This is a genomic window from Limimaricola cinnabarinus, assembly GCF_047631075.1.
GTDB lineage: Bacteria > Pseudomonadota > Alphaproteobacteria > Rhodobacterales > Rhodobacteraceae > Limimaricola > Limimaricola cinnabarinus.
On the sequence record NZ_JBLHYX010000015.1, the window covers coordinates 40566 to 60791 of the forward strand.

The following is a 20226-nucleotide window of genomic DNA, read 5'->3' on the forward strand; positions in this document are numbered from 1 at the left end:
CAACTCACTCTCCGAATACGCGACTTCTCCGGCCCGCCGCATCCGATCCAGGCGGGCGCGACGCTCGTGACGCTTGCCCGAACCCCTTGGGCGGGCGTAGGATTCCGCCTCGAGGGAGGACGGACATGACATACGCGGAAGTCTACGAGAGCTGGCGCGCCGACCCGGAGGGGTTCTGGTTGCAGGCGGCCCAGGCCATCGAGTGGCACCGCCCGCCGAGCCGGGCGCTTTCGGACGAGAACGCCCCCCTGTACGCGTGGTATTCCGACGGGTTGGTCAATGGCTGTCACAACGCAGTGGACCGGCACGTAGCCGAGGGGCGCGCGCATGACATCGCCATCATCCATGACAGCCCGGTGACGGAAAGCCGTACCGAGATCACCTATGGCGATCTTCTGGGCCGCGTCGCGCGGCTTGCGGGCGCGCTCAAGGCGAGCGGTGTGGGAAAGGGCGACCGCGTCGTCATCTATATGCCGATGATCCCCGAGGCGCTCGAGGCAATGCTAGCCTGCGCGCGGATCGGGGCGATCCATTGCGTCGTCTTCGGCGGGTTCGCCGCGCGCGAGCTGGCGGTACGGATCGACGATTGCCGCCCCAAGGCGATCCTTGCCGCCTCCTGCGGGATCGAGCCGCACCGCGTCGTCCCCTACAAGCCGCTGCTCGATCAGGCACTGCGCGAAGCCGAACACGCGCCCGAGTTCTGCGTGATCCTGCAACGTCCGCAGGCCATGGCCGAGATCGAGCATGGCCGCGACATCGAATGGCACGATTTTCAGGAGGAGGCCGAGCCCGCCGACTGCGTGCCGGTCGAGGCGGACCACCCGGCCTACATCCTCTACACCTCCGGCACGACCGGTAAGCCCAAGGGCGTGGTGCGCCCCACCGGCGGGCACCTCGTAGCGCTGCACTGGACCATGAAGAACATCTACGACACCGCCCCCGGCGAGGTGTTCTGGGCCGCCTCCGACGTCGGCTGGGTCGTGGGCCACAGCTATATCTGCTACGCGCCCCTGCTGCATGGCAACACCACCATCGTCTATGAGGGCAAACCCGTGGGCACGCCGGATGCGGGGGCCTTCTGGCGGGTCATCGCGCGCAACAAGGTGCGCACCTTCTTTACCGCCCCCACCGCGCTGCGCGCGATCAAGCGCGAGGATCCCGAAGGCCGGATGGCCAGGGCGCACGACCTCTCGGGCCTGCGCGCGATCTACCTCGCGGGCGAAAGGGCCGACCCCGACACGGTGGCCTGGGCCCGCGAAGTGGCGGGGGTTCCGGTCTATGACCACTGGTGGCAGACCGAAACCGGCTACACCATCACCGGCAATCCGGTGGGGATCGAGGCTCTGCCGGTCAAGGACGGCTCCTCGACCGTGCCGATGCCGGGCTACGACGTGCATATCCTCGACGAGGGCGGCCGGGACAAGCCGCGCGGCGAGTTGGGGGCCGTGGCGATCCGGCTGCCGCTGCCGCCCGGCACGCTGTCGGGCATCTGGGGCGACGAGGCGCGCTATCGGCGCAGCTACCTCTCGACCTATCCCGGCTATTACGCCACCGGCGATGCGGGGCTGGTCGACGAGGATGGCTACGTGTCGATCCTCGCGCGAACCGACGACGTGATCAACGTGGCGGGGCATCGTCTTTCGACCGGGGGCATGGAGGAAGTGCTGGCCGATCATCCCGACGTGGCCGAATGCGCGGTGATCGGCGTGGCCGATCCGCTCAAGGGTCAACTGCCAATGGGCTTTTTGTGCCTCAACCGCAACTGCGCCCGCCCGGCCGAGGAGATCCTGCGTGAGGCGGTGGACCTCGTGCGCGAACGCGTCGGCCCGGTGGCGGCTTTCAAGCTGGCGGTGGTGGTCGAGCGGCTGCCCAAGACGCGTTCGGGCAAGATCCTGCGCGCCACCATGGCCAAGATCGCCGATGGCGAGGAGTTCGCCATGCCCGCCACGATCGACGATCCGGCGATCCTCGACGAGTTGCGCGCCGCGATGGCGCCGCTGGGCTATGGCGCCTCGAAAGCCGCGGCGGGCTGAGACCGGTTCAGGCGAATTGCTCGCGGATCAGGCGTTCTTCGAGCCCGTGGCCCGGATCGAACAGGATCCGGTGCCGCACCCGTGGCTCGGAGCGTATCTCGACCGCGATCACGTCGCGCACGAGGCGGCTGTCGGCATCGGCCATCACCGGGCGCTTCTCGGCCTCCAGCACCTCGAAGCGGACCGTGGCGGCGGTGGGCAGCAGCGCCCCGCGCCAGCGCCGGGGCCGGAACGGCGCGATCGCGGTGAGCGCCAGCACGTCGGCCCCGATCGGCAGGATCGGCCCGTAGGCGGAGTAGTTGTAGGCCGTCGATCCAGCCGGCGTGGCCAGCATCGCGCCGTCGCAGACCAGCTCCTCGAGTCGCACCCGCCCGTCGACGATCACCTTGAGCTTCGCAGCCTGCGGCCCTGCACGCAAAAGGCTCACCTCGTTGATCCCGAGGCCCCGATGCACTTCGCCCGAGGCGGTCTCGGCGGTCATGGCGAGAGGGTTGATGATCGCCTCCTCGGCGGCGGCGAGCCGCTCGGGCAGGTCGTCTTCTGAGAACGCGTTCATCAGGAAACCGACAGTGCCGCGGTTCATCCCGTAGACCGGCAGATCGAGCCCTTCGGTCGCGTGCAGCGTCTGCAGCATGAAGCCGTCGCCGCCGAGCGCCACGACGATGTCGGCCTCGTCGAGCGGGCTGTCCCCGTAGCGCGCGGCGAGACGTTCGCGGGTCTCCTGCGCCACAGCGGTCTCGCTGGCCAGAAAGGCGATGCGGTCGATGCCCAAGTCCCTGTCTCCCCCCGATGCTGCCGATTGGTTGTCCGACAGCCGCCCCCGAAAGGCAAGCCGCGCGCCGCCGCGCCGCGAACGGCCCCCGCTGCGACGGTTTCGGGGCTTTTGGCCTCCTTGTCGCTGGGTTAAGAGTGCCGCGACGCAACCCCTCACGAGGTGTCCGAGATGACCGCTTCCACCCGCGACGACGGCTTTTTCACCGAAACGCTCGCCACCCGCGACCCCGAGATCGCCCGCGCGATCACCGATGAGCTTGGCCGTCAGTGCCACGAGATCGAGCTGATCGCGAGCGAGAACATCGTCTCGGCCGCCGTGCTTGAGGCGCAGGGCTCGGTGCTCACCAACAAATACGCCGAAGGTTACCCGGGCCGTCGCTACTATGGCGGTTGCGAGTTTGCCGACGTGGCCGAGAACCTTGCCATCGACCGTGCCAAGCAGCTGTTCGACTGCGAATTCGCCAATGTGCAGCCCAACTCCGGCTCCCAGGCGAACCAAGGCGTGTTTCAGGCGCTCTTGCAGCCGGGCGACACCATCCTCGGGATGAGCCTCGACGCGGGCGGGCACCTGACCCACGGCGCCAAGCCGAACCAGTCGGGCAAGTGGTTCAACGCGATCCAGTACGGCGTGCGCCAGCAGGACCAGCAGATCGACTACGACCAGATCCAGTCGCTCGCCACCGAGCATCAGCCCAAGATGCTGATCGCAGGCGGCTCGGCCATTCCGCGGATCATCGATTTCGCCCGCATGCGCGAGATCGCCGACAGCGTCGGGGCGTGGCTGCTTGTCGACATGGCCCACTTCGCGGGTCTCGTCGCGGCGGGGCTCTACCCCTCGCCCTTCCCGCATGCGCATGTCGCCACCACCACCACGCACAAGACACTGCGCGGTCCGCGCGGCGGCATGATCCTCACCAATGACGAGGCCATCGCCAAGAAGGTCAACTCGGCGATCTTCCCGGGCATTCAGGGCGGCCCGCTCATGCATGTCATCGCCGGCAAGGCCGTGGCCTTCTGCGAGGCGCTGCGCCCCGAGTTCAAGACCTACCAGGAGCAGGTGGTCAAGAACGCCCAGGCGCTCGCCGATCAGCTGATGAAGGGCGGGCTCGACATCGTGACGGGCGGCACCGACAGTCACCTGATGCTCGTCGATCTGCGGCCCAAGAACGTGAAAGGCAACGCGACCGAGGACGCGCTGGGCCGCGCCAACATCACCTGCAACAAGAACGGCATCCCCTTCGACCCCGAAAAGCCCGCCGTGACCTCGGGCATCCGCTTGGGCTCGCCCGCGGGCACCACCCGCGGCTTTGGCGAGGACGAGTTCCGGCAGATCGCCGACTGGATCGTCGAGGTGGTCGACGGGCTGGCGGCGAACGGCGCCGAGGGCAATGCGGATGTCGAGGCCAAGGTGCGCGGTGAAGTCGAGGCGCTGTGCGAGCGGTTCCCGCTCTACCCGAACCTCTGAAGACGCGGGCGCGGGGTCACAGGACCTCGCGCCACAGCACGCCCGCGATCAGCGCGGCGATGAGGATCGTGGCGGCCGAGCGCGCTCGCCTGATCCACAAGGCCCGGCGCAGCGCGTGGCGCAGCTCGTTCGGCTCCTCGGCCATGAGCCAGCTCTGCACGGTGACATAGGCCGTCTCGACCCGCTCCATGTCGATCGCCTCGGCCCGTCCGGGCATCCGCGCCACGGCCTCGGCGGCGGCGAGAAAGCGCGCGCGTGACAGGATCTCCGGCGGCAGCGCCGGGGCGGCGCGGTCGAGCCGGTCGCCAAGGCTGCGCCCCTCGACCCCTGCCCTGTCAGACAGAAGCCGGGAAATCTCGCGCGTCCAGCCGGTTATCGTGGTACGGTCCATCCCTTTTGTTAGCGCCCCCGGCCCCGGCACTCAATGGGCGGTGTGGGGGCTGGCGTCATCGGGCGCATGCGCTACAACCTCTCTCATGCTCAATACCATCCTCACCGGAGAGCCCTCCGACCGCCCGCCCCTCCTGATCGTCCACGGCCTGTTCGGCTCGGCCCGCAACTGGGGCGTCATCGCGCGCCGCCTCGGCACCGACCGGCAGGTGATCTCGGTCGACATGCGCAACCACGGCGACAGCCACTGGACCGAGAGCCATGATTACTTCGGCATGGCCGAGGATCTGGCCGAGGTGCTGGAGCATCACGGGGCCTCGGACGTGCTGGGTCACTCCATGGGCGGCAAGGCGTCCATGGTCCTCGCCCTCACCCGCCCCGACCTCGTCCGCCGCCTCGTCGTGGCCGATATCGCCCCTGTCGAATACGGCCACGACCAGATCGACAACATCCGCAAGATGAAGCAGCTCGATCTGGAGGCCATCGCCAGCCGGTCCGACGCCGCCGAGATGATGGGCGATCTGGAGGCCGCGACGGCGGCGTTCTTCCTGCAATCGCTCGATCTGTCGGAAAAGCGCTGGAAGCTGAACCTCGACGTGCTGGAGCGCGACATGGAGACGATCCTCGGTTTCCCGAAGGTCGAGGGGCGGTTCATTGGCCCCGCCTTGTTCATGTCGGGGACGAACTCGTCCTACGTGACGGAAGACCACCACGACGCGATCCGGGCGCTGTTCGCCGACCCGAGCTTCGAGCAGATCGATGGCGCCGGGCATTGGCTGCACGCGGAAAAGCCGCGCGAGGTCGAGGCGGCAGTCAGGGGCTTTCTCGAAGGCTGAGAGGCGCCTCGCGCCGGTGTGATCATCGGCGCGGGGAACGCATTGGTGCGTGGAACATTATACGAACTCCAGAACAGGAGATCGTGCCATGACCGACAGTCCCAAGAGCCAGCCTCAGGGCAATGCCGAGAAGGACCCGGAGGATTGGGTGACCGGCGACGAGCCGATGACCGGCGCGCAGGCGAGCTATCTCAAGACGCTGTGCGAGGAGGCCGGGGAAGAGTTCGACGACGGGCTGACCAAAGCTAAGGCCAGCGAGCGGATCGATGCGTTGCAGGAGACGAGTGGGCGGGGGTGAAGACCCTCTCATTAACAACTTATAGACGATCAACCATTGGATTTGGTAGGCAGGCAAGTGCGATCCTAAGGTCGACCTGAGCATAGAGATAGCAAATGCCGTCAAAAAAGAGATCCAAGAATCACCATTGGTGGCCCGTTGCCCTACAAACCTACTGGGCTGACCGAGAAGGCAACGTTTCTTGGATCGAACCAAGTGGTAAAATTCTAAAAAAACGAGCAGAAAATAGAAGGATTGGCTTTAAAATACATGGACATACGCTTTTCAGAGGTAGCGTATGGGAAACAAACTTCGAAGACTACTTCGACATTGACAACGAAGTTCACAAAGTAATTTATAGGATTAGGAATTTTAAACCACTCGGGCAGACGCCGAGAGAGTTTTTGGCGCTATTACATCTCTTCCTCAAAAATAATAGGGACCTGCGCGATGTCTGCAAGTACTATCACCTAGATGAAAGCACCCGTAGACAACTACTCCTCCTGGTTTACTCCCTGCTAATTCGTAGCCCAGCAAATCGCGCTCGGTACGAAAAATATGGTAGTAAGTTTGGCCTACCGGCTGATGAAGAGACCGGCAAAGGAAACATGCTAAACAACTATAGAATAGCGAAGGAAATCTGCGAGAAATCGCCTTCACCCAATCAGTACTTTGTTTTGATCCATTCCCCTATAAAAAAGTTCGTTTTTGGAGATGGGAGCCTAGATTGGCTTACATATAGCCTTGCATCAAGCCAAATACGTGGTCGCGCATTAATCCCTCTCACACCCAATCTATGTGTATATGTATGCACACCTTCGATCATGCGCACTAATCAAAATTTAGCATCACTCACGGCTGCCAAATGGATGGTCGATAGGATCAACGAAATTACCCAAATACGCTCAAGGGATAAGATCTTTTTTCTCGGGAAGCCACCTCAAATTATAGACGCATTTTCCTCATCGCAATTTCTGTCGCTCGAAAGAACTCAAGGCGACCTAATTGATTTACTTGACGAAGTTGCAGGAAATAGCGGCCATCGCACAATAAAAGTTAGCGACCGAAGGATTAGCGGGTCACCATACTCTTAGTCAGCATTTAAGTATTTCGGCCACAAATAACGGCTACTGCCAAGCAGAAATCTCGACAGATTCTTAGAATCTGTCGATCAGCTATCCATCTTCAACGCAGAGATGAACGCTTCCTGCGGAATGTCCACCTTGCCGAACTGGCGCATCTTCTTCTTGCCCGCCTTCTGCTTGTCCAGAAGCTTGCGCTTGCGGGTCGCGTCGCCGCCATAGCACTTGGCCGTCACGTCCTTGCGCATCGCCGAAAGCGTCTCGCGGGCGATGACCTTGCCGCCGATCGCGGCCTGGATCGGGATCTTGAACATGTGGCGGGGGATCAGCTCCTTGAGCTTTTCCACCATCGCCCGGCCCCGCATCTCGGCCCGGTCGCGATGCACCATCATCGACAGCGCGTCGACCGGCTCGTCGTTGACGAGGATCGACATCTTCACGAGGTTGTCCTGCCGGTAGCCGGTGATCTGGTAGTCGAAGCTGGCATAGCCCTTGGTCACCGATTTCAGCCGGTCGTAGAAGTCGAACACCACCTCGTTGAGCGGCAGGTCATAGACCACGAGGGGGCGCGAGCCCGCATAGGTCAGCTCCTGCTGGATGCCGCGCCGGTCCTGACACAGCTTGAGCACGTCACCGAGGTAGTCGTCGGGGACCATGATCGTCGCCTTGATCCGCGGCTCCTCGATATGATCGACATGGGTGAGGTCAGGCATGTCGGCGGGGTTGTGCAGCTCCTGCATCGTGCCGTCGCGCATGTGGACGTGATAGACCACCGAAGGCGCGGTGGTGATCAGGTCGATGTCGTATTCCCGGTCGATCCGGTCGCGGATGACTTCGAGGTGCAAGAGCCCGAGGAAACCGCAGCGGAAGCCGAAGCCGAGGGCTGCCGAGGTCTCCATCTCGTAGGAGAAGGAGGCGTCGTTCAGCGCCAGCTTCTCGATGGCGTTGCGCAGATCCTCGAACTCGGCCGAATCGACGGGGAACAGCCCGCAGAACACCACCGGCACCGAAGGCGCAAAGCCTGGCAGCGGCGTCGTCGCGCCCTTCTTCTCATGGGTGATGGTATCACCGACCTTGGTGTCACGCACCTGCTTGATCGAGGCGGTGAGAAAGCCGATCTCGCCCGGCCCCAACTCCTCGACCGGCAGCATGCCCGGCTTGAACACGCCGATCCGGTCGACCTGATGGATGGTGCCGTTCTGCATGAAGGTGATGCGGTCGTTCTTCTTGAGCACGCCGTCCATGATCCGCACGAGGACCACGACGCCCAGGTAGAGGTCGTACCACGAATCGACCAGCATCGCCTTGAGCGGCGCGTCGCGGTCGCCCTTGGGCGCGGGCAGGCGGTGGACGATGGCTTCGAGCGTCTCGCGGATGCCCTCGCCGGTCTTGGCAGAGACCAGCATCGCCTCGGAGGCGTCGATGCCGATCACGTCCTCGATCTGTTCCTTGATCCGGTCGGGCTCCGAGGCCGGCAGGTCGATCTTGTTCAGGACCGGGACGATCTCGTGATCCGCGTCGAGCGCGTGGTAAACGTTGGCGAGCGTCTGCGCCTCGACCCCTTGGGTCGAATCGACCACGAGAAGCGAGCCCTCGACCGCGCGCATCGAGCGGGAGACTTCATAGGCGAAATCGACGTGACCGGGCGTGTCGATCAGGTTGAGAACATAGGTCTCGCCATTGAGCGCCTTGTAGTCGATGCGGACGGTCTGCGCCTTGATGGTGATGCCGCGCTCGCGCTCGATGTCCATGCTGTCGAGCAGCTGGGCCTTCATCTCGCGGTCCTGCACCGTCCCGGTCGACTGGATCAGCCGGTCGGCAAGCGTCGATTTACCGTGGTCGATATGCGCCACGATGGAGAAGTTGCGGATGTGCGAAAGCTCGGTCATGGCCCGCATATGCAGGGGTTCGGTGTTTCGGTCAATGGGGCCGCGCGGGCGAGCCGCGCGCATCCGCTCACGCCATCGTGAGGCAAACCCCGATGCAGTGCCGCGCGGTCGAATTGCACAGCGCTCCGGCTTGCGTCATCTTGTGCCCCGGCAGAGCAGCACCGCGATCCGGGTCAACCCGGGCCGGTCGGACGGGGAAACGGGCATGCGCATCATCATTTCCATCATCGCGCTTTCGGCGCTGGCGGCTTGCGGCAGCGGGCGGCCCTCCGGGGCGATCAGCCGCGCCTGCGAGGCAAGCGGCAGGCCGGCGGCCAATGCCTCGCTGTGCTCTTGCGTGCAAGGTGCGGCCGACGCGACCCTCTCGGGGAGCGAGCAACGGCGGGCGGCGAAGTTCTTCAAGGACCCGCAAAAGGCGCAGGATACCCGGCAGGGCGACGGCACCGCGGCGTTCTGGCGCCGCTACAAGGCCTTTGCCGAGCAGGCCGAGGCAATCTGCCGCTGAGGCTGGACAGAGCGCGGCCGTCCCGCGACAACGGGGCATGAGCATCGAGATCGAGGATCTGGCCGCGCGTCTGGTCGCTGGCGATCGGCGGGCGCTGGCGCGGGCGATCACGCTTGTGGAGAGCACCCGCACCGATCACCGCGCCGCCGCCGAGGCGCTGCTCGACCGTCTGGCGGACCCATCGCGCGCGGCGTTGCGCGTCGGGCTGTCCGGTACGCCGGGCGTCGGCAAGTCGAGCGTGATCGAGGCATTGGGCCTGCGGCTGGTCGACGCCGGGAAACGCGTGGCGGTGCTGGCGGTCGATCCGTCCTCGGCGCGCTCGGGCGGCTCGATCTTGGGCGACAAGACCCGGATGGAGCAGCTGAGCCGCGAGAGTTGCGCTTTCATCCGCCCCTCCCCCGCCGCCACGCAGCTGGGTGGCGTGGCGAGGCGCACCCGCGAGGCGATGCTGCTCTGCGAAGCGGCGGGCTTCGATGTGGTGATCGTCGAGACGGTCGGTGTGGGCCAGTCCGAAACGCTGGTCTCCCGCATGACGGACGTGTTCCTCCTGCTGCTCGCCCCCGCCGGCGGCGACGAACTACAGGGCGTGAAGCGCGGCATCATGGAGATCGCGGATCTGGTGCTGGTCAACAAGGCCGATGGCGATCTCGCGGCGCAGGCGATGCGCACGCGGGCCGATTACGCGGGCGCGCTGCGGCTGATGCGCGGGCGCGACACCGACCCCGAGGGCATTCCGGCGGCACGGACGATCTCGGCCCTCACCGGCGCCGGGCTGGGTGAGGCCTGGGCCGAGGTGGAGCGACTGGCTGCATGGCGGCGCGACAGCGGCGTGACAGCGCGGATGCGGTCGGCGCAGGCTGGCCAGTGGTTCGAGGACGAGCTGCGCACGGGCGTCGAGGCTCTCTTGGCCTCGGACGCCGCTCTCGCGGCCCGGCTCGGGGAGATGCGTGCCGAGGTCGAGGCGGGGCGCGCGGCCCCCTCGGCGGCAGCACGCACGGTGCTCGATCCGCTCGCGCGGGCGCTGCGGAGCGCTTGACGGGGCCATGGAATCCCCGTAAGGCCCCCTGACCGAATTCATGGCCCGGCCCCGTTGCCGACGCCGTATCCCTGCCCCCGGGCGCGGATTTCTGCCAGGCCCCGAGACACGAAGGATGAGACCATGTCGCGCCGTTGCGAACTGACCGGAAAAGGCCCGATGACTGGCAACAATGTCAGCCACGCCAAGAACAGGACCCGTCGCCGGTTCCTGCCCAACCTGCAAGATGTGACGATGCTGTCGGACACGCTGGGCCGCAGCTTCAAGTTCCGCATCTCCTCGCATGCGCTGCGCTCGGTCGATCACCGTGGCGGGCTCGACGCCTTCCTGACCAAAGCAAAGGCCGAGGACCTGTCGGACGCCGCTCTGAAGGTCAAGAAAGAGCTCGCGAAGGCCGCTGCCGCCAACGCCTGATCCTTTCGGATCGCGATCAGAAAGGCCCGGCCCTCTCGCGAGGCGCCGGGCCTTTTCGCATGCGACTTTGCACCTGAAATACTCCGGGGGAGCCGCCGACGGGCGGCGGGGGCAGCGTCCCAGACCCGGCCGATCCGAGGCGCGCCATGACCCGACTGCCGATCGACGATGCCCTGCCCGACCTGCTCGCCGCGATCGAGCGCGAAGGACAGGCGGTGCTGATGGCCCCGCCCGGCGCGGGCAAGACGACGCGGGTGCCGTTGGCGATGCTGCCACGGATCACGGGGCGCATCATCATGCTCGAGCCGCGCCGCCTCGCCGCCCGTGCGGCAGCCATGCGGATGGCCGCGACGCTGGGCGAACGGGTCGGCGAGACGGTCGGATTTCGCATCCGTGGCGAGGCCAAGGTTTCCAAGGGCACCCGGATCGAGGTCGTGACCGAAGGCATCCTGACGCGGATGGTGCAATCGGACCCCGAGCTTTCGGGCATCGGCGCGGTGATCTTCGACGAATTCCACGAACGCTCTCTCAACGCCGATTTCGGCCTCGCTCTGTGCCTCGAAATCCGGGCCGCGCTGCGCGAGGATCTGGTGCTCGTGGCGATGTCGGCCACGCTCGACGCGCAGCCCGTGGCCGATCTGATGGGCGCGCCAGTCGTCGTCTCCGAAGGCCGCAGCTTTCCGGTCGAGACGCGCTGGCTCGACCGTCCGCTCGGGCCGCGCGCACGGCTCGAGACGGAGACCGCCGACCTCGTGGTCCGGGCCGCCGCCGAGGCTGAAGGTTCGATCTTGGTGTTCCTGCCCGGCGAGGGCGAGATCCGGCGGGTGCAGGGGCTGTTGACGTCGCGCCTCTCGGGTTGCGAGGTGCTGCCGCTTTATGGTGCGCTGCCGCCCGCCCAACAGGCCGCGGCGCTAGAGCCGGGGAGGGGCAGACGGGTGGTGCTGGCGACCTCCATCGCCGAGACTTCGCTGACGATCCCCGACATCCGCGTCGTCGTCGATGCGGGCCGCGCCCGCCGGGCCCGTTTCGACCCCGGATCGGGCATGTCGCGGTTGGTAACGGAAAAGGCGACGCGGGCCGAGGCCGATCAGCGCGCAGGCCGCGCCGGCCGGGTCGCCCCCGGCGTCGCCTATCGCCTCTGGACCCGTGGCGAGGAGGGCGCGCTCGCAGCCTTTCCCCTGCCCGAGATCGCCAGCGCCGACCTCGCGCCGCTGGCGCTCGAACTGGCGCAATGGGGCTCGGAGGCCCTGCCCTTCCTGACCCCGCCGCCCGGGCCCGCCCTCACCGAGGCGCAGGCGCTCCTGCGCGATCTGGGCGCCCTCGACGCCGCGGGATCGATCACCGCGCATGGACGCCGCCTTGCCGGGCTGCCGCTGCATCCCCGGCTGGGCCACATGCTGGAACTGGCGGGCGCGCAGGCGGCCCCTCTCGCCGCTCTCATGGGCGAGCGCGACCCGATGCGCGGCGCGGGGGCCGACCTCTCCGTCCGCCTCGCCGCCATCGCCGGACGGCGCGACCTACACGGTGGCCCGGACATGGGCACGCTCGCCCGTATCCGCGACGAGGCGAGGCGCCTGTCGCGGGGCCGCGCCACGGGTCCCGAAATGTCGCCCGGCGCGATGGCCGCACTCGCCTATCCCGACCGGATCGGGCTGCGCCGGCCGGGCGACGATCCGCGCTGGCTGCTGTCGGGCGGGCGCGGCGCGGTGATGGCAGCGACCGATCCGCTTGCGGGCGCCCGGCTGATCGTGGCGACGGATCTCTCCGACGACGTACCCGAGGCGCGGCTCCGCATGGCGGCGCGGATCGAGGAGGCGGAGCTGCGCGAGATCTTTCCCGACCGCATCGCCGAGGTGACGCTCTGCGACTGGTCCAAGCGCGAGAACCGTGTCGTGGCGCGATTGCAGGAGCGTCTCGGCGCCATCGCCCTGTCGGACCGGATCTGGCGCGACGCCCCCGAGGATCAGGTTGCCCGCGCCATGCTGATCGGCGTGCGCCAGCTCGGCCTGCGCCCCTCGCCCGCCGCCGAGCGGTTTCGCACCCGGGTCCTGCTGGTGCGCGCGGGCGGCGCAGATCTGCCGGACCTGTCGGACGACACCCTCATGGAGACGCTGGAGGACTGGCTGCTGCCGTTCTTCGGCGGCGTGAGGAGCGCGGGCGACTGGAAGGGTTTCGACCTGCTCGGGCCGTGGCGCGCGATGCTCGACTGGAACCAGACCCAGACGCTCGACCGCGAGGCGCCGCCGGGCTTCACTACGCCGCTGGGGCGGCAGGTTCCGATCGATTATGACAACGCGCAGCCCGCGGTTTCGCTCAGGCTGCAGGAGGTGTTCGGCGTCACGCGGCACCCGACCGTCGGCGGCACGCCTCTCAAGATGACACTCCTTTCGCCCGCCGGGCGGCCGGTGCAGGTCACCGACGACCTGCCCGGCTTCTGGGCCAGCTCCTATGCGGATGTGCGCCGTGATATGCGCGGCCGCTATCCGCGCCACCCTTGGCCCGAAGACCCGACCGAGGCGGCGCCGACCCTGCGCGCCAAGCCGCGCGGGACCTGATTCCGACGTCGCGGCTATCGCGCCACAATTTGCCCTAGGCCGTAGGATATGGATTGGTCAGATTGCATTACCTGTTCGTGATGTTATGTTAATGATCACAAGAACAAGAACGGTACGATTATCGAGGCAGCCTCAGATGAGCCCTAAGGACCTACCGGACGACATGTCCGGCAACTACACCACCCCGATCCACCGCCAACTCGCCGCCCTGTGCCATCGCAAGGGCGAAAAGGGCCGCGAAGTGCTTCTCGTGACCTCCTCCGAAGGGCGCTGGATCCTGCCCAAGGGCTGGCCCATGGAGGGCAAGCACGACAGCGAAGCCGCACTGGTCGAGGCTTGGGAAGAGGCCGGTGTCCGCGAGGGCAAGGTCAAGCGCAAGCCCATCGGCACCTTCGTCGCGGTCAAGCAGTCCAAGCACGGGGATGAGGACATCTGCATCACGCGGGTGTTCGAGGTGAAGGCCAAGAAGGTGCTTGATATCTATCCCGAGGTGAAGCGCCGCGACAGGCGCTGGGTCTCGGCGAAGGCCGCCGCGCGCCTTGTCACCGAGGACGGACTCCGCGAGATTCTGCGAAACCTCTGAGCCTCAGGCGTTCAGAAGCCCCTCCACGACCTCGGGCAGCGACGCCGCTTCGACATCCGCCTCGGCCATGACCGCGCTGCGCGGCTTGCTTTTGCGTGCGACATAACCGGTGATCAACCCGGCGCTGCGCGCGCCCTGCACGTCCCAGCCATGTGCTGCGACGAGGGCGAGCCGCTCGGGCGGCACGCCGATCCGCGCGGCGGCGTGGTGATAGACCCGAGCCGCCGGTTTCCAGTGGCCTACCTCGTCGACCGAGATCACCTGCGAGACCAGTTCCGACAGCCCGTTTCGCTCGATCAGCGCGCGAGTGATCTTTTCGCTGCCATTGGTCAGCGTGGCGATCGACACGCCGGCCCGCGCCACCGCCTGCATCGCGGGCTTTACATCCGGTTCGGCGTCAAGCTCGGTAAAGCCCGAAAGGATCGCCTCGATCCTCTCCGCACGCCCCCCGATGCCCTTGGCGGTCATCATCCCATCGAGCGTGGCCTCGGCCACCTCCCGGAACGGCCTGTAGATGTCGAGCGCGCCCAGCGCGAAGGCGTCGCGCAGCATCTGTGCGAACCAGCTCTCGAGTTGGTAACTCTCAAGGCCGGCCTGCTCCATCCGGGGGCGCAGTTTTTCCAACGAGAACAGCGTCTCCACGGCGTCGAAGGCGATGGCGTCGGGGCGGGGCATGGCGGTCTCCGGTGCTTGGAATCCGGAAACAACGCAAGGCGCAGGCCCGCGTTCCCCGTCACAGATCGCGAGCGTAGTGCGAAAGCGACAGCGGCGCGCCGTGCAGTTCGGCCATCACGGGCGCCTCCCCCGTGGGCATGAAGCCGTTGGCCTCCAGTACCCGGATCGAGGCGACATGGTATTCGGGGACCTTTGCCTTCAGCCGATCGAGCCCGATTTCGCGCGCCATGTGGATCGCCACGCCCAGCGCCGCGCGGGCAAGGCCCTGCCGCGCATGGGCGGGCCCGACGCGGTAGCCGACCTCCGCCTCGCGGCCGCGCGGCCCATCGGTGATGCCGGTCAGGTTGACCCGGCCCATGATCGTCCCGTCCATGGCCCGCACCAGAAAGAAGCGGGCACGCTCGGCCTCCGGCCCCTCCAGCATCTCACGCAGGATCTCGCGCAGCGCGTCCGCGTCGAAATAGGCCGCCGGGCGCGGCGGCACCTCGCGCTCGAACCAGTCGCGGTTCGCCACCTCGAAGGCCGCGAGCGCCTCGGCATCCTCGACGGCGAGCGGCACCAGCCGGAACGGGGGCGTCACACGCCCAAGCACCAGCGCATGACCGCCTTTTGCGCATGCAGCCGGTTCTCGGCCTCGTCGAAGATCACCGAATGCGGCCCGTCCATCACCTCGCTCGTCGCCTCGTCGTCGCGATGCGCGGGCAGGCAGTGCATGAAGAGCGCGTCCGGCTTGGCGCGACCCATCAGCTCGGCATTGACCTGATAGCCGCGCAGCTGGTTGTGCCGACGCTCGCGCGCCGAGACCGGGTCGTGCATCGACACCCATGTGTCGGTGACCACGAGATCGGCGCCTTCGACCGCCGCCATCGGATCGCGGACGATCTCGATATTGCCGCCCGCCGCGCGCGCCGCCTCGAGGATCTCGGGCTCGGGGTCGAGCGGGCGCGGCCCGGTGAAGACGAGGTCGAACTCGAACTGCGCGGCGGCCTGCGCAAAGCTCGCGAAGACGTTGTTGCCATCGCCGGACCAGACGACCTTGCGGCCCTTGATGGGTCCGCGATGCTCTTCGAAGGTCATGATGTCGGCCATGATCTGGCACGGGTGGGTGCGGTTCGTGAGACCGTTGATCACCGGCACGGTGGCGTTCTCGGCCATCTCCAGCAGGGTCTGCTCCTCGAAGGTGCGGATCATGATGAGATCGACGTAGCGCGACAGCACCCGCGCCGTGTCGGCGATGGTCTCGCCATGGCCGAGCTGCATGTCGGTGCCCGACAGCACCATGGTCTGCGCGCCCATCTGCCGCGCGCCCACGTCAAAGCTGACACGGGTGCGGGTCGAGGGCTTCTCGAAGATCAGCGCGACCATCCGCCCGTCCAGTGGTGTCTCGTCGTCGCACATCCCCTTGGGGCGGTCGCGGCGCGCGTCCTTCATGGTGCGGGCCTGGCCGATCATCTGGCGCAGATCGGCGGTGGGCGTGGGCAGGATGTCGAGGAAATGGGTCATGGCTGTCTCTTCGGTCTGGTGTCGGAAAGCGGGCGTTGCCCGTCGTCGCTGCCGCGACCTCCTCCCGCGTCATGGGTGAACGGTGATCTCATGCCCGCGCCAGCGTCATCAGCCGGATCGGCGTGCCGTCCTCGCAGGGCATCACGGCGTCGCCTTCGAAGCCTGCGCGCAGATAGGCGGCGATGGCGCGGGTGTTGTCGGGCGAAGGATCGACCGCGACGAGCGGTGCGCCCGCGGCGATCAGCTGCAGGGCCCGCGCCCGCAAAAAGGCCGCCCCGTGGCCGCGCCCGAGATAGGCCGGATCACCAAGGAAGGAATCCATGCCACGCGCGCCCTTGGGGAGCTGCGCGTAATGCGGCATGTCGTAGAAATGCGCTTCGTAATCCTGCACATAGGCGAAGGGATGCCCCTCATGCTCGACGATGCGCATGTCGGTGCCGGTGTTGCCCTCGGCCCAGTCGCGGGTGATCTCGGCCCATTCGGTGGCGGCATCGCCCCACCAGCCGCCGATATGCGGCTCCGCCAGCCAGCGGTCGAAGAGCCGCCGGTCGGAGGCGACCAGCGGCCTGAAGCGGTAGTTACCCGGCATCGGACCCGACCCGCGCCGCCACCCGGTCGAGCCGGGACAGCGCCTCGTCGATCTCGGCCTCGGCGATGTTGAGAGGCGGCAGCAGGCGCACCACGTTGTCGGCGGCAGGCACGGTGAGCACGCCTTCGGCATAGCCCGCCTGCACCAGATCGGCCGGCGCGCCCTTGCATTTCAGCCCGAGCATCAGCCCGGTTCCGCGCACGCCCTCGAACACCTCCGGGTGGCTGGCGACGAGCCCTTCGAGCCCTTGGCGCAGCCGTCCCGACCGGGCGCGGACGCCGTCGAGGAAGTCTTCGCTCGCGACGATCTCCATCACCTTCGCCCCCACGGCGCAGGCCAGCGGGTTGCCGCCATAGGTCGAGCCATGCGTGCCCGCCACCATGCAGGCCGCCGCCGCCTCGGTCGCCAGCACCGCACCTAGGGGAAAGCCGCCGCCGATGCCCTTGGCGACCATCATGATGTCCGGCGTGACGCCCGCCCATTCATGGGCGAACAACTTGCCGGTCCGGCCCATGCCACACTGCACCTCGTCGAAGATCAACAGCGCGCCGATATCGTCGCACAGGTCGCGCAGCCCCTTCAGGCACTGGTCGGGAACGGGCCGGATGCCGCCCTCGCCCTGCACCGGCTCGATCAGGATCGCGCCGACATCGGCCTGCGCCGCCGCCTCGCGCAGCGCCTCGTGATCGCCCCATGGCAGCTGCGTGAAACCCGACAGAAGCGGCCCGAACCCCTTGGTCATCTTCTCGGTCCCGACGGCGGCGATCGCGGCCGAGGACCGACCGTGGAACGCGCCTTCGAAGGTCAGGATGCGGGTCCGCTCGGGCTGGCCCTGATCATGCCAGTATTTCCGCGCCATCTTCACCACCAGCTCCATCGCCTCGGTGCCCGAGTTGGTGAAGAAGCAGGTGTCGGCGAAGGTGCGCTCGACCAGCGCGTCGGCCAGCTTCTGCTGCGCCGGGATCTGGTAGAGGTTCGACACATGCCACAGCGCGTTCGCTTGGGTGGTCAGCGCATCCACGAGATCGGGGTTGGCGTGCCCCAACGCGTTGACCGCGATACCCGCGCCGAGATCGAGATATCGCCGCCCGTCCTCGGTCTGCAGCCAGACGCCCTCGCCCTTCACGAAGGACAGCGGCGCGCGGTTGTAGGTCGGCAGGATCGAGGGGATCATGGCAATGGTCCTGTAAGAGGCCCCGTTGGTGCCGCAGCGGCAGGGGCGAGTCAATTGTCGCGGGGGGAGGAAGACGCAAAAGAGGCCGCGTCGCGAAGCGGGTGGGCTTCAGCGTCGGCGTCGGGGGGCGGCAAAGGCGGCGATCTGCGTCATGGGCGCGACGTTAGGCGAGGAAGACGCGGACGAAAAGAGGAAAACCGCCGTGCGGGCCGGAGGCGATGTCGGATGATCCCGAACGCCCGGAGGCACATGGCGCGGCGCAATCTCGCAATCCGTATCGAAGCTACGGCAGATGCAGATCAGACCCCGGAAACAGCCGTCCGCGCCGGATCTTGCCGATGACCCGTTCTATCGGCGCAGGTAGCGCCGCCAGCGCAGCCGCCCCTCGCGCGTCGGGGGAACGGGGGTGAAGAGGTTGCGCTCCAGCACCCGGATCGAGCCCGCATTGCCGGGATCGGTCTCGGCCAGAAGCGCCCCGAGCCCCTCGTCGCCCGCGCGCGTCACGAAGGCCCCGACCGCCGCGCCCGCAAGCCCGCGGCCGCGCTGGCCCGGCGAGACGGCATAGCCGAACTCGGCATGACCCGCCGCATCCGTGCCGTTGAGCAGCACAAAGCCGACCATGAGATCGCCCTCGACGATCAGGCAGGCGCCCCAGCCCTGCAACGCGCGCAGATCCTCGCAGCGCCGCGCCAGCAGCATCGCCACCGGCGCCGTCACCAGCCCCGCTTCGGGCAGCAAGAGCCCCTGCGGCGGCAGCCCGACGGCGAGGCGTTCGAAATCGGCGGGAACGGCGTCGCGCAGCAGGCTCACGGCTTGAGCCTGTAGCCCTTTCGCAGCCAGGTCCAGGCCAGGCCGACCACCACCAAGCAGGACACCAGCGCCACGCCGAGGCCCAGAACGGGCGAGCTGTCTGACACGCCGATCATGCCGTAGCGCGCCCCGTCGATCAGGTAGAAGAACGGGTTGGCGTGGCTCATCACCTGCATGAAGCCCGGCAGCGCGTCGATCGAGTAGAAGGTGCCCGACAGGAAGGCGAGCGGCGTCACGAGGAAATTGGTGATCGCGGCGAGTTGGTCGAACTTCTGCGCATAGATCCCGGCGATGAGTCCGAGCGATCCCATGAAGATCGAGCCGAACACCCAGAAGACCAGCGCCCAGAAGGGATGCGCCAGACCGACGCCGAGAAATAGCCAGACGCCGATGGTGATGACCACCGCGACGATCAGCCCGCGCGCCACCGATCCCGCGACGTAGCCGGCCAGAACCTCGGCCGGTGACAGCGGCGCCATCAGCGTGTCGACGATGTTGCCCTGCACCTTGGCCGAAGCCAGCGAGGACGAGGTGTTGGCGAACGCCTGCTGGATCACCGTCATCATCAGCAGGCCGGGGGCGAGGAAATGCAGGAAAGCCACCCCCATCACGTCGCCCCTCTGCGGGCCGATGGCGATGGTGAAGATGAGCAGGAACAGCGCCGCGTTGATCAGCGGCGCCATCACCGTCTGCGCCCAGACGTTGAGAAAGCGGCGGATCTCGCGGCTTGCGAGCGTTGCGGTCCCCAATGTGTTGAACCGGCCGAAACGGCGGATCCCCTGGTCGGTGTCGATGCTCATATGCGTGCCTCCTGAGGTCGGGGTTGTAGCCGTCATGCGCGCGGTGGCAAGGCTGGTGGAGATGGCATCGCATCTGCATCGACACGCGCCGCGACGCGCGGTGCGGGTTGAACTGCCGCGCGTGGCTGTGTAAATCGGCACGTCGCAACTGAAACGGCGGGCCACCGCCCAACCGATCGGAGGCATTGCATGTCCTGGACCGACGAGCGCGTCGAAACGCTCAAGAAAATGTGGAACGAGGGCCAGTCGGCGAGCCAGATCGCCAAGGAACTCGGTGGCGTGACGCGCAACGCCGTGATCGGCAAGGTCCATCGCCTGGGCCTGTCGAACCGCACCGGCGTGGCGCCGCAGCCCGCGCCTCCCGCGCCCCAGACGGCGCCCTCCGCGCCTGCGCAGCCCACGGCCGCGCGGCCCGAGCCCGCGCCCGCGCCGCAGGCCAAGCCCGAACCGAAGACCGAGGCGGAGGACGAGGACGACGCGCCGATCCCGATGAGCGCGGCGCGGCGCGCCATCATCCCGGCCGGTCAGCCGCTGCCGCCGCAGCCCTCGGCCAACGAAATCAGCCCCGAGGCGCTCGCCAAGGTGTCCGAGATCGAGAAGGGCGCCAAGAAGCTGACCCTGATGGAGCTGACCGAGAAGACCTGCAAATGGCCGGTGGGCGATCCCGCGACCGACAATTTCTGGTTCTGCGGCCTGCCGACCCAATCGGGCAAGCCCTATTGCGAGGCCCATGTCGGCGTCGCCTTCCAACCGATGTCCTCGCGCCGCGACCGCCGCCGCTGAAGCCGCAAACCAAAGGGCCTGAACAAAGGGTCGCTTCTTCGGAAGCGGCCCTT

The 20226-nt window shown here is 67.1% G+C and carries 20 protein-coding genes; 10 read left to right on the forward strand and 10 right to left on the reverse strand.

What is annotated here, in order from left to right:
* Positions 1 to 125: 125 nt before the first annotated feature.
* Complete coding sequence (locus tag ACJASC_RS12830) at positions 126 to 2033, forward strand: AMP-binding protein (protein WP_415146391.1); 1908 nt, start codon at positions 126 to 128, stop codon at positions 2031 to 2033.
* Between the two features lie 7 nt (positions 2034 to 2040).
* On the opposite strand, the gene ACJASC_RS12835 is transcribed toward ACJASC_RS12830, so the two are convergent.
* Positions 2041 to 2805, reverse strand: a complete 765-nt coding sequence (locus ACJASC_RS12835) for an NAD kinase (RefSeq protein ID WP_415146392.1) — start codon at positions 2803 to 2805, stop codon at positions 2041 to 2043.
* A 171-nt stretch (positions 2806 to 2976) separates the two neighbouring features.
* On the opposite strand from ACJASC_RS12835, the gene glyA reads away from it, so the two are divergent.
* Entirely contained in the window at positions 2977 to 4272 is a 1296-nt protein-coding gene (gene glyA, locus ACJASC_RS12840; RefSeq protein WP_415146393.1) for a serine hydroxymethyltransferase, read from the forward strand.
* A 16-nt stretch (positions 4273 to 4288) separates the two neighbouring features.
* On the opposite strand, the gene ACJASC_RS12845 is transcribed toward glyA, so the two are convergent.
* Positions 4289 to 4663: a hypothetical protein gene (locus tag ACJASC_RS12845; protein WP_415146394.1), complete on the reverse strand. Its 375-nt coding sequence runs from the start codon at positions 4661 to 4663 to the stop codon at positions 4289 to 4291.
* Positions 4664 to 4748: 85 nt separating this feature from the next.
* Here ACJASC_RS12845 and ACJASC_RS12850 point away from each other — a divergent pair, with 85 nt between their 5' ends.
* Positions 4749 to 5498 carry an alpha/beta fold hydrolase gene (locus ACJASC_RS12850; protein ID WP_415146395.1) on the forward strand — a complete coding sequence of 250 codons (750 nt, stop codon included), beginning with the start codon at positions 4749 to 4751 and terminating at the stop codon, positions 5496 to 5498.
* A gap of 88 nt (positions 5499 to 5586) precedes the next feature.
* A complete protein-coding gene (locus ACJASC_RS12855; RefSeq protein ID WP_415146396.1) occupies positions 5587 to 5796 on the forward strand; it encodes a DUF3072 domain-containing protein in 210 nt (69 codons plus the stop codon).
* A 1150-nt stretch (positions 5797 to 6946) separates the two neighbouring features.
* On the opposite strand, the gene lepA is transcribed toward ACJASC_RS12855, so the two are convergent.
* Entirely contained in the window at positions 6947 to 8746 is a 1800-nt protein-coding gene (gene lepA / locus ACJASC_RS12860; RefSeq protein WP_415146397.1) for a translation elongation factor 4, read from the reverse strand.
* Between the two features lie 205 nt (positions 8747 to 8951).
* On the opposite strand from lepA, the gene ACJASC_RS12865 reads away from it, so the two are divergent.
* From ACJASC_RS12865 to ACJASC_RS12885, 5 genes are all read left to right on the forward strand, one after another.
* The gene (locus tag ACJASC_RS12865) at positions 8952 to 9251 is read left to right on the forward strand and encodes an arginine transporter (protein ID WP_415146398.1); all 300 of its coding nucleotides are present in this window, start codon (positions 8952 to 8954) and stop codon (positions 9249 to 9251) included.
* Between the two features lie 37 nt (positions 9252 to 9288).
* A complete protein-coding gene (gene meaB / locus ACJASC_RS12870; protein WP_415146399.1) occupies positions 9289 to 10287 on the forward strand; it encodes a methylmalonyl Co-A mutase-associated GTPase MeaB in 999 nt (332 codons plus the stop codon).
* A gap of 123 nt (positions 10288 to 10410) precedes the next feature.
* The gene (gene rpmB / locus ACJASC_RS12875) at positions 10411 to 10701 is read left to right on the forward strand and encodes a 50S ribosomal protein L28 (RefSeq protein ID WP_021692450.1); all 291 of its coding nucleotides are present in this window, start codon (positions 10411 to 10413) and stop codon (positions 10699 to 10701) included.
* Between the two features lie 146 nt (positions 10702 to 10847).
* Positions 10848 to 13256, forward strand: a complete 2409-nt coding sequence (hrpB, locus tag ACJASC_RS12880) for an ATP-dependent helicase HrpB (RefSeq protein ID WP_415146400.1) — start codon at positions 10848 to 10850, stop codon at positions 13254 to 13256.
* A gap of 136 nt (positions 13257 to 13392) precedes the next feature.
* On the forward strand, positions 13393 to 13839 hold the full coding sequence (locus tag ACJASC_RS12885) for an NUDIX hydrolase (RefSeq protein ID WP_045319584.1): 447 nt from the start codon (positions 13393 to 13395) through the stop codon (positions 13837 to 13839).
* Between the two features lie 3 nt (positions 13840 to 13842).
* Here ACJASC_RS12885 and ACJASC_RS12890 read toward each other — a convergent pair whose 3' ends face one another.
* The 7 genes from ACJASC_RS12890 to ACJASC_RS12920 all read right to left on the reverse strand — a co-directional run bounded on the left by ACJASC_RS12890 (position 13843) and on the right by ACJASC_RS12920 (position 19390).
* The gene (locus ACJASC_RS12890) at positions 13843 to 14514 is read right to left on the reverse strand and encodes a haloacid dehalogenase type II (RefSeq protein ID WP_415146401.1); all 672 of its coding nucleotides are present in this window, start codon (positions 14512 to 14514) and stop codon (positions 13843 to 13845) included.
* Positions 14515 to 14572: 58 nt separating this feature from the next.
* Positions 14573 to 15094, reverse strand: a complete 522-nt coding sequence (locus tag ACJASC_RS12895; RefSeq protein WP_415146402.1) for a GNAT family N-acetyltransferase — start codon at positions 15092 to 15094, stop codon at positions 14573 to 14575.
* Positions 15091 to 16017 (reverse strand): ornithine carbamoyltransferase, encoded by a 927-nt coding sequence (gene argF / locus ACJASC_RS12900; protein WP_021692445.1) that lies wholly within the window; start codon positions 16015 to 16017, stop codon positions 15091 to 15093. Before argF ends, ACJASC_RS12895 begins: the two co-directional genes overlap by 4 nt.
* A gap of 88 nt (positions 16018 to 16105) precedes the next feature.
* Positions 16106 to 16606 carry a GNAT family N-acetyltransferase gene (locus ACJASC_RS12905; protein ID WP_021692444.1) on the reverse strand — a complete coding sequence of 167 codons (501 nt, stop codon included), beginning with the start codon at positions 16604 to 16606 and terminating at the stop codon, positions 16106 to 16108.
* Positions 16596 to 17780, reverse strand: coding sequence for an aspartate aminotransferase family protein (locus ACJASC_RS12910; RefSeq protein WP_021692443.1), 1185 nt, complete (start codon positions 17778 to 17780; stop codon positions 16596 to 16598). The genes ACJASC_RS12905 and ACJASC_RS12910 overlap by 11 nt, the downstream gene beginning before the upstream one ends.
* A gap of 348 nt (positions 17781 to 18128) precedes the next feature.
* On the reverse strand, positions 18129 to 18590 hold the full coding sequence (locus ACJASC_RS12915) for a GNAT family N-acetyltransferase (protein ID WP_415146403.1): 462 nt from the start codon (positions 18588 to 18590) through the stop codon (positions 18129 to 18131).
* Positions 18587 to 19390 carry an ABC transporter permease gene (locus tag ACJASC_RS12920; RefSeq protein ID WP_415146404.1) on the reverse strand — a complete coding sequence of 268 codons (804 nt, stop codon included), beginning with the start codon at positions 19388 to 19390 and terminating at the stop codon, positions 18587 to 18589. Before ACJASC_RS12920 ends, ACJASC_RS12915 begins: the two co-directional genes overlap by 4 nt.
* Positions 19391 to 19579: 189 nt before the next feature.
* Between ACJASC_RS12920 and ACJASC_RS12925 the strand changes: the two genes are divergently transcribed.
* Positions 19580 to 20173, forward strand: coding sequence for a GcrA family cell cycle regulator (locus tag ACJASC_RS12925; RefSeq protein ID WP_021692440.1), 594 nt, complete (start codon positions 19580 to 19582; stop codon positions 20171 to 20173).
* Positions 20174 to 20226: the final 53 nt, after the last annotated feature.

What these genes read in the sequence shown, in the direction of transcription:
- lepA (WP_415146397.1), bottom strand. Translation starts at nt 8,746, where the DNA reads ATGACCGAGCTTTCGCACATCCGCAACTTCTCCATCGTGGCGCATATC.
- hrpB (WP_415146400.1), top strand. Translation starts at nt 10,848, where the DNA reads ATGACCCGACTGCCGATCGACGATGCCCTGCCCGACCTGCTCGCCGCG.
- ACJASC_RS12920 (WP_415146404.1), bottom strand. Translation starts at nt 19,390, where the DNA reads ATGAGCATCGACACCGACCAGGGGATCCGCCGTTTCGGCCGGTTCAAC.
- argF (WP_021692445.1), bottom strand. Translation starts at nt 16,017, where the DNA reads ATGACCCATTTCCTCGACATCCTGCCCACGCCCACCGCCGATCTGCGC.
- ACJASC_RS12830 (WP_415146391.1), top strand. Translation starts at nt 126, where the DNA reads ATGACATACGCGGAAGTCTACGAGAGCTGGCGCGCCGACCCGGAGGGG.
- ACJASC_RS12890 (WP_415146401.1), bottom strand. Translation starts at nt 14,514, where the DNA reads ATGCCCCGCCCCGACGCCATCGCCTTCGACGCCGTGGAGACGCTGTTC.
- glyA (WP_415146393.1), top strand. Translation starts at nt 2,977, where the DNA reads ATGACCGCTTCCACCCGCGACGACGGCTTTTTCACCGAAACGCTCGCC.
- ACJASC_RS12910 (WP_021692443.1), bottom strand. Translation starts at nt 17,780, where the DNA reads ATGATCCCCTCGATCCTGCCGACCTACAACCGCGCGCCGCTGTCCTTC.
- ACJASC_RS12925 (WP_021692440.1), top strand. Translation starts at nt 19,580, where the DNA reads ATGTCCTGGACCGACGAGCGCGTCGAAACGCTCAAGAAAATGTGGAAC.
- ACJASC_RS12885 (WP_045319584.1), top strand. Translation starts at nt 13,393, where the DNA reads ATGAGCCCTAAGGACCTACCGGACGACATGTCCGGCAACTACACCACC.
- meaB (WP_415146399.1), top strand. Translation starts at nt 9,289, where the DNA reads ATGAGCATCGAGATCGAGGATCTGGCCGCGCGTCTGGTCGCTGGCGAT.
- rpmB (WP_021692450.1), top strand. Translation starts at nt 10,411, where the DNA reads ATGTCGCGCCGTTGCGAACTGACCGGAAAAGGCCCGATGACTGGCAAC.
- ACJASC_RS12905 (WP_021692444.1), bottom strand. Translation starts at nt 16,606, where the DNA reads ATGCCGGGTAACTACCGCTTCAGGCCGCTGGTCGCCTCCGACCGGCGG.
- ACJASC_RS12855 (WP_415146396.1), top strand. Translation starts at nt 5,587, where the DNA reads ATGACCGACAGTCCCAAGAGCCAGCCTCAGGGCAATGCCGAGAAGGAC.
- ACJASC_RS12845 (WP_415146394.1), bottom strand. Translation starts at nt 4,663, where the DNA reads ATGGACCGTACCACGATAACCGGCTGGACGCGCGAGATTTCCCGGCTT.
- ACJASC_RS12850 (WP_415146395.1), top strand. Translation starts at nt 4,749, where the DNA reads ATGCTCAATACCATCCTCACCGGAGAGCCCTCCGACCGCCCGCCCCTC.
- ACJASC_RS12865 (WP_415146398.1), top strand. Translation starts at nt 8,952, where the DNA reads ATGCGCATCATCATTTCCATCATCGCGCTTTCGGCGCTGGCGGCTTGC.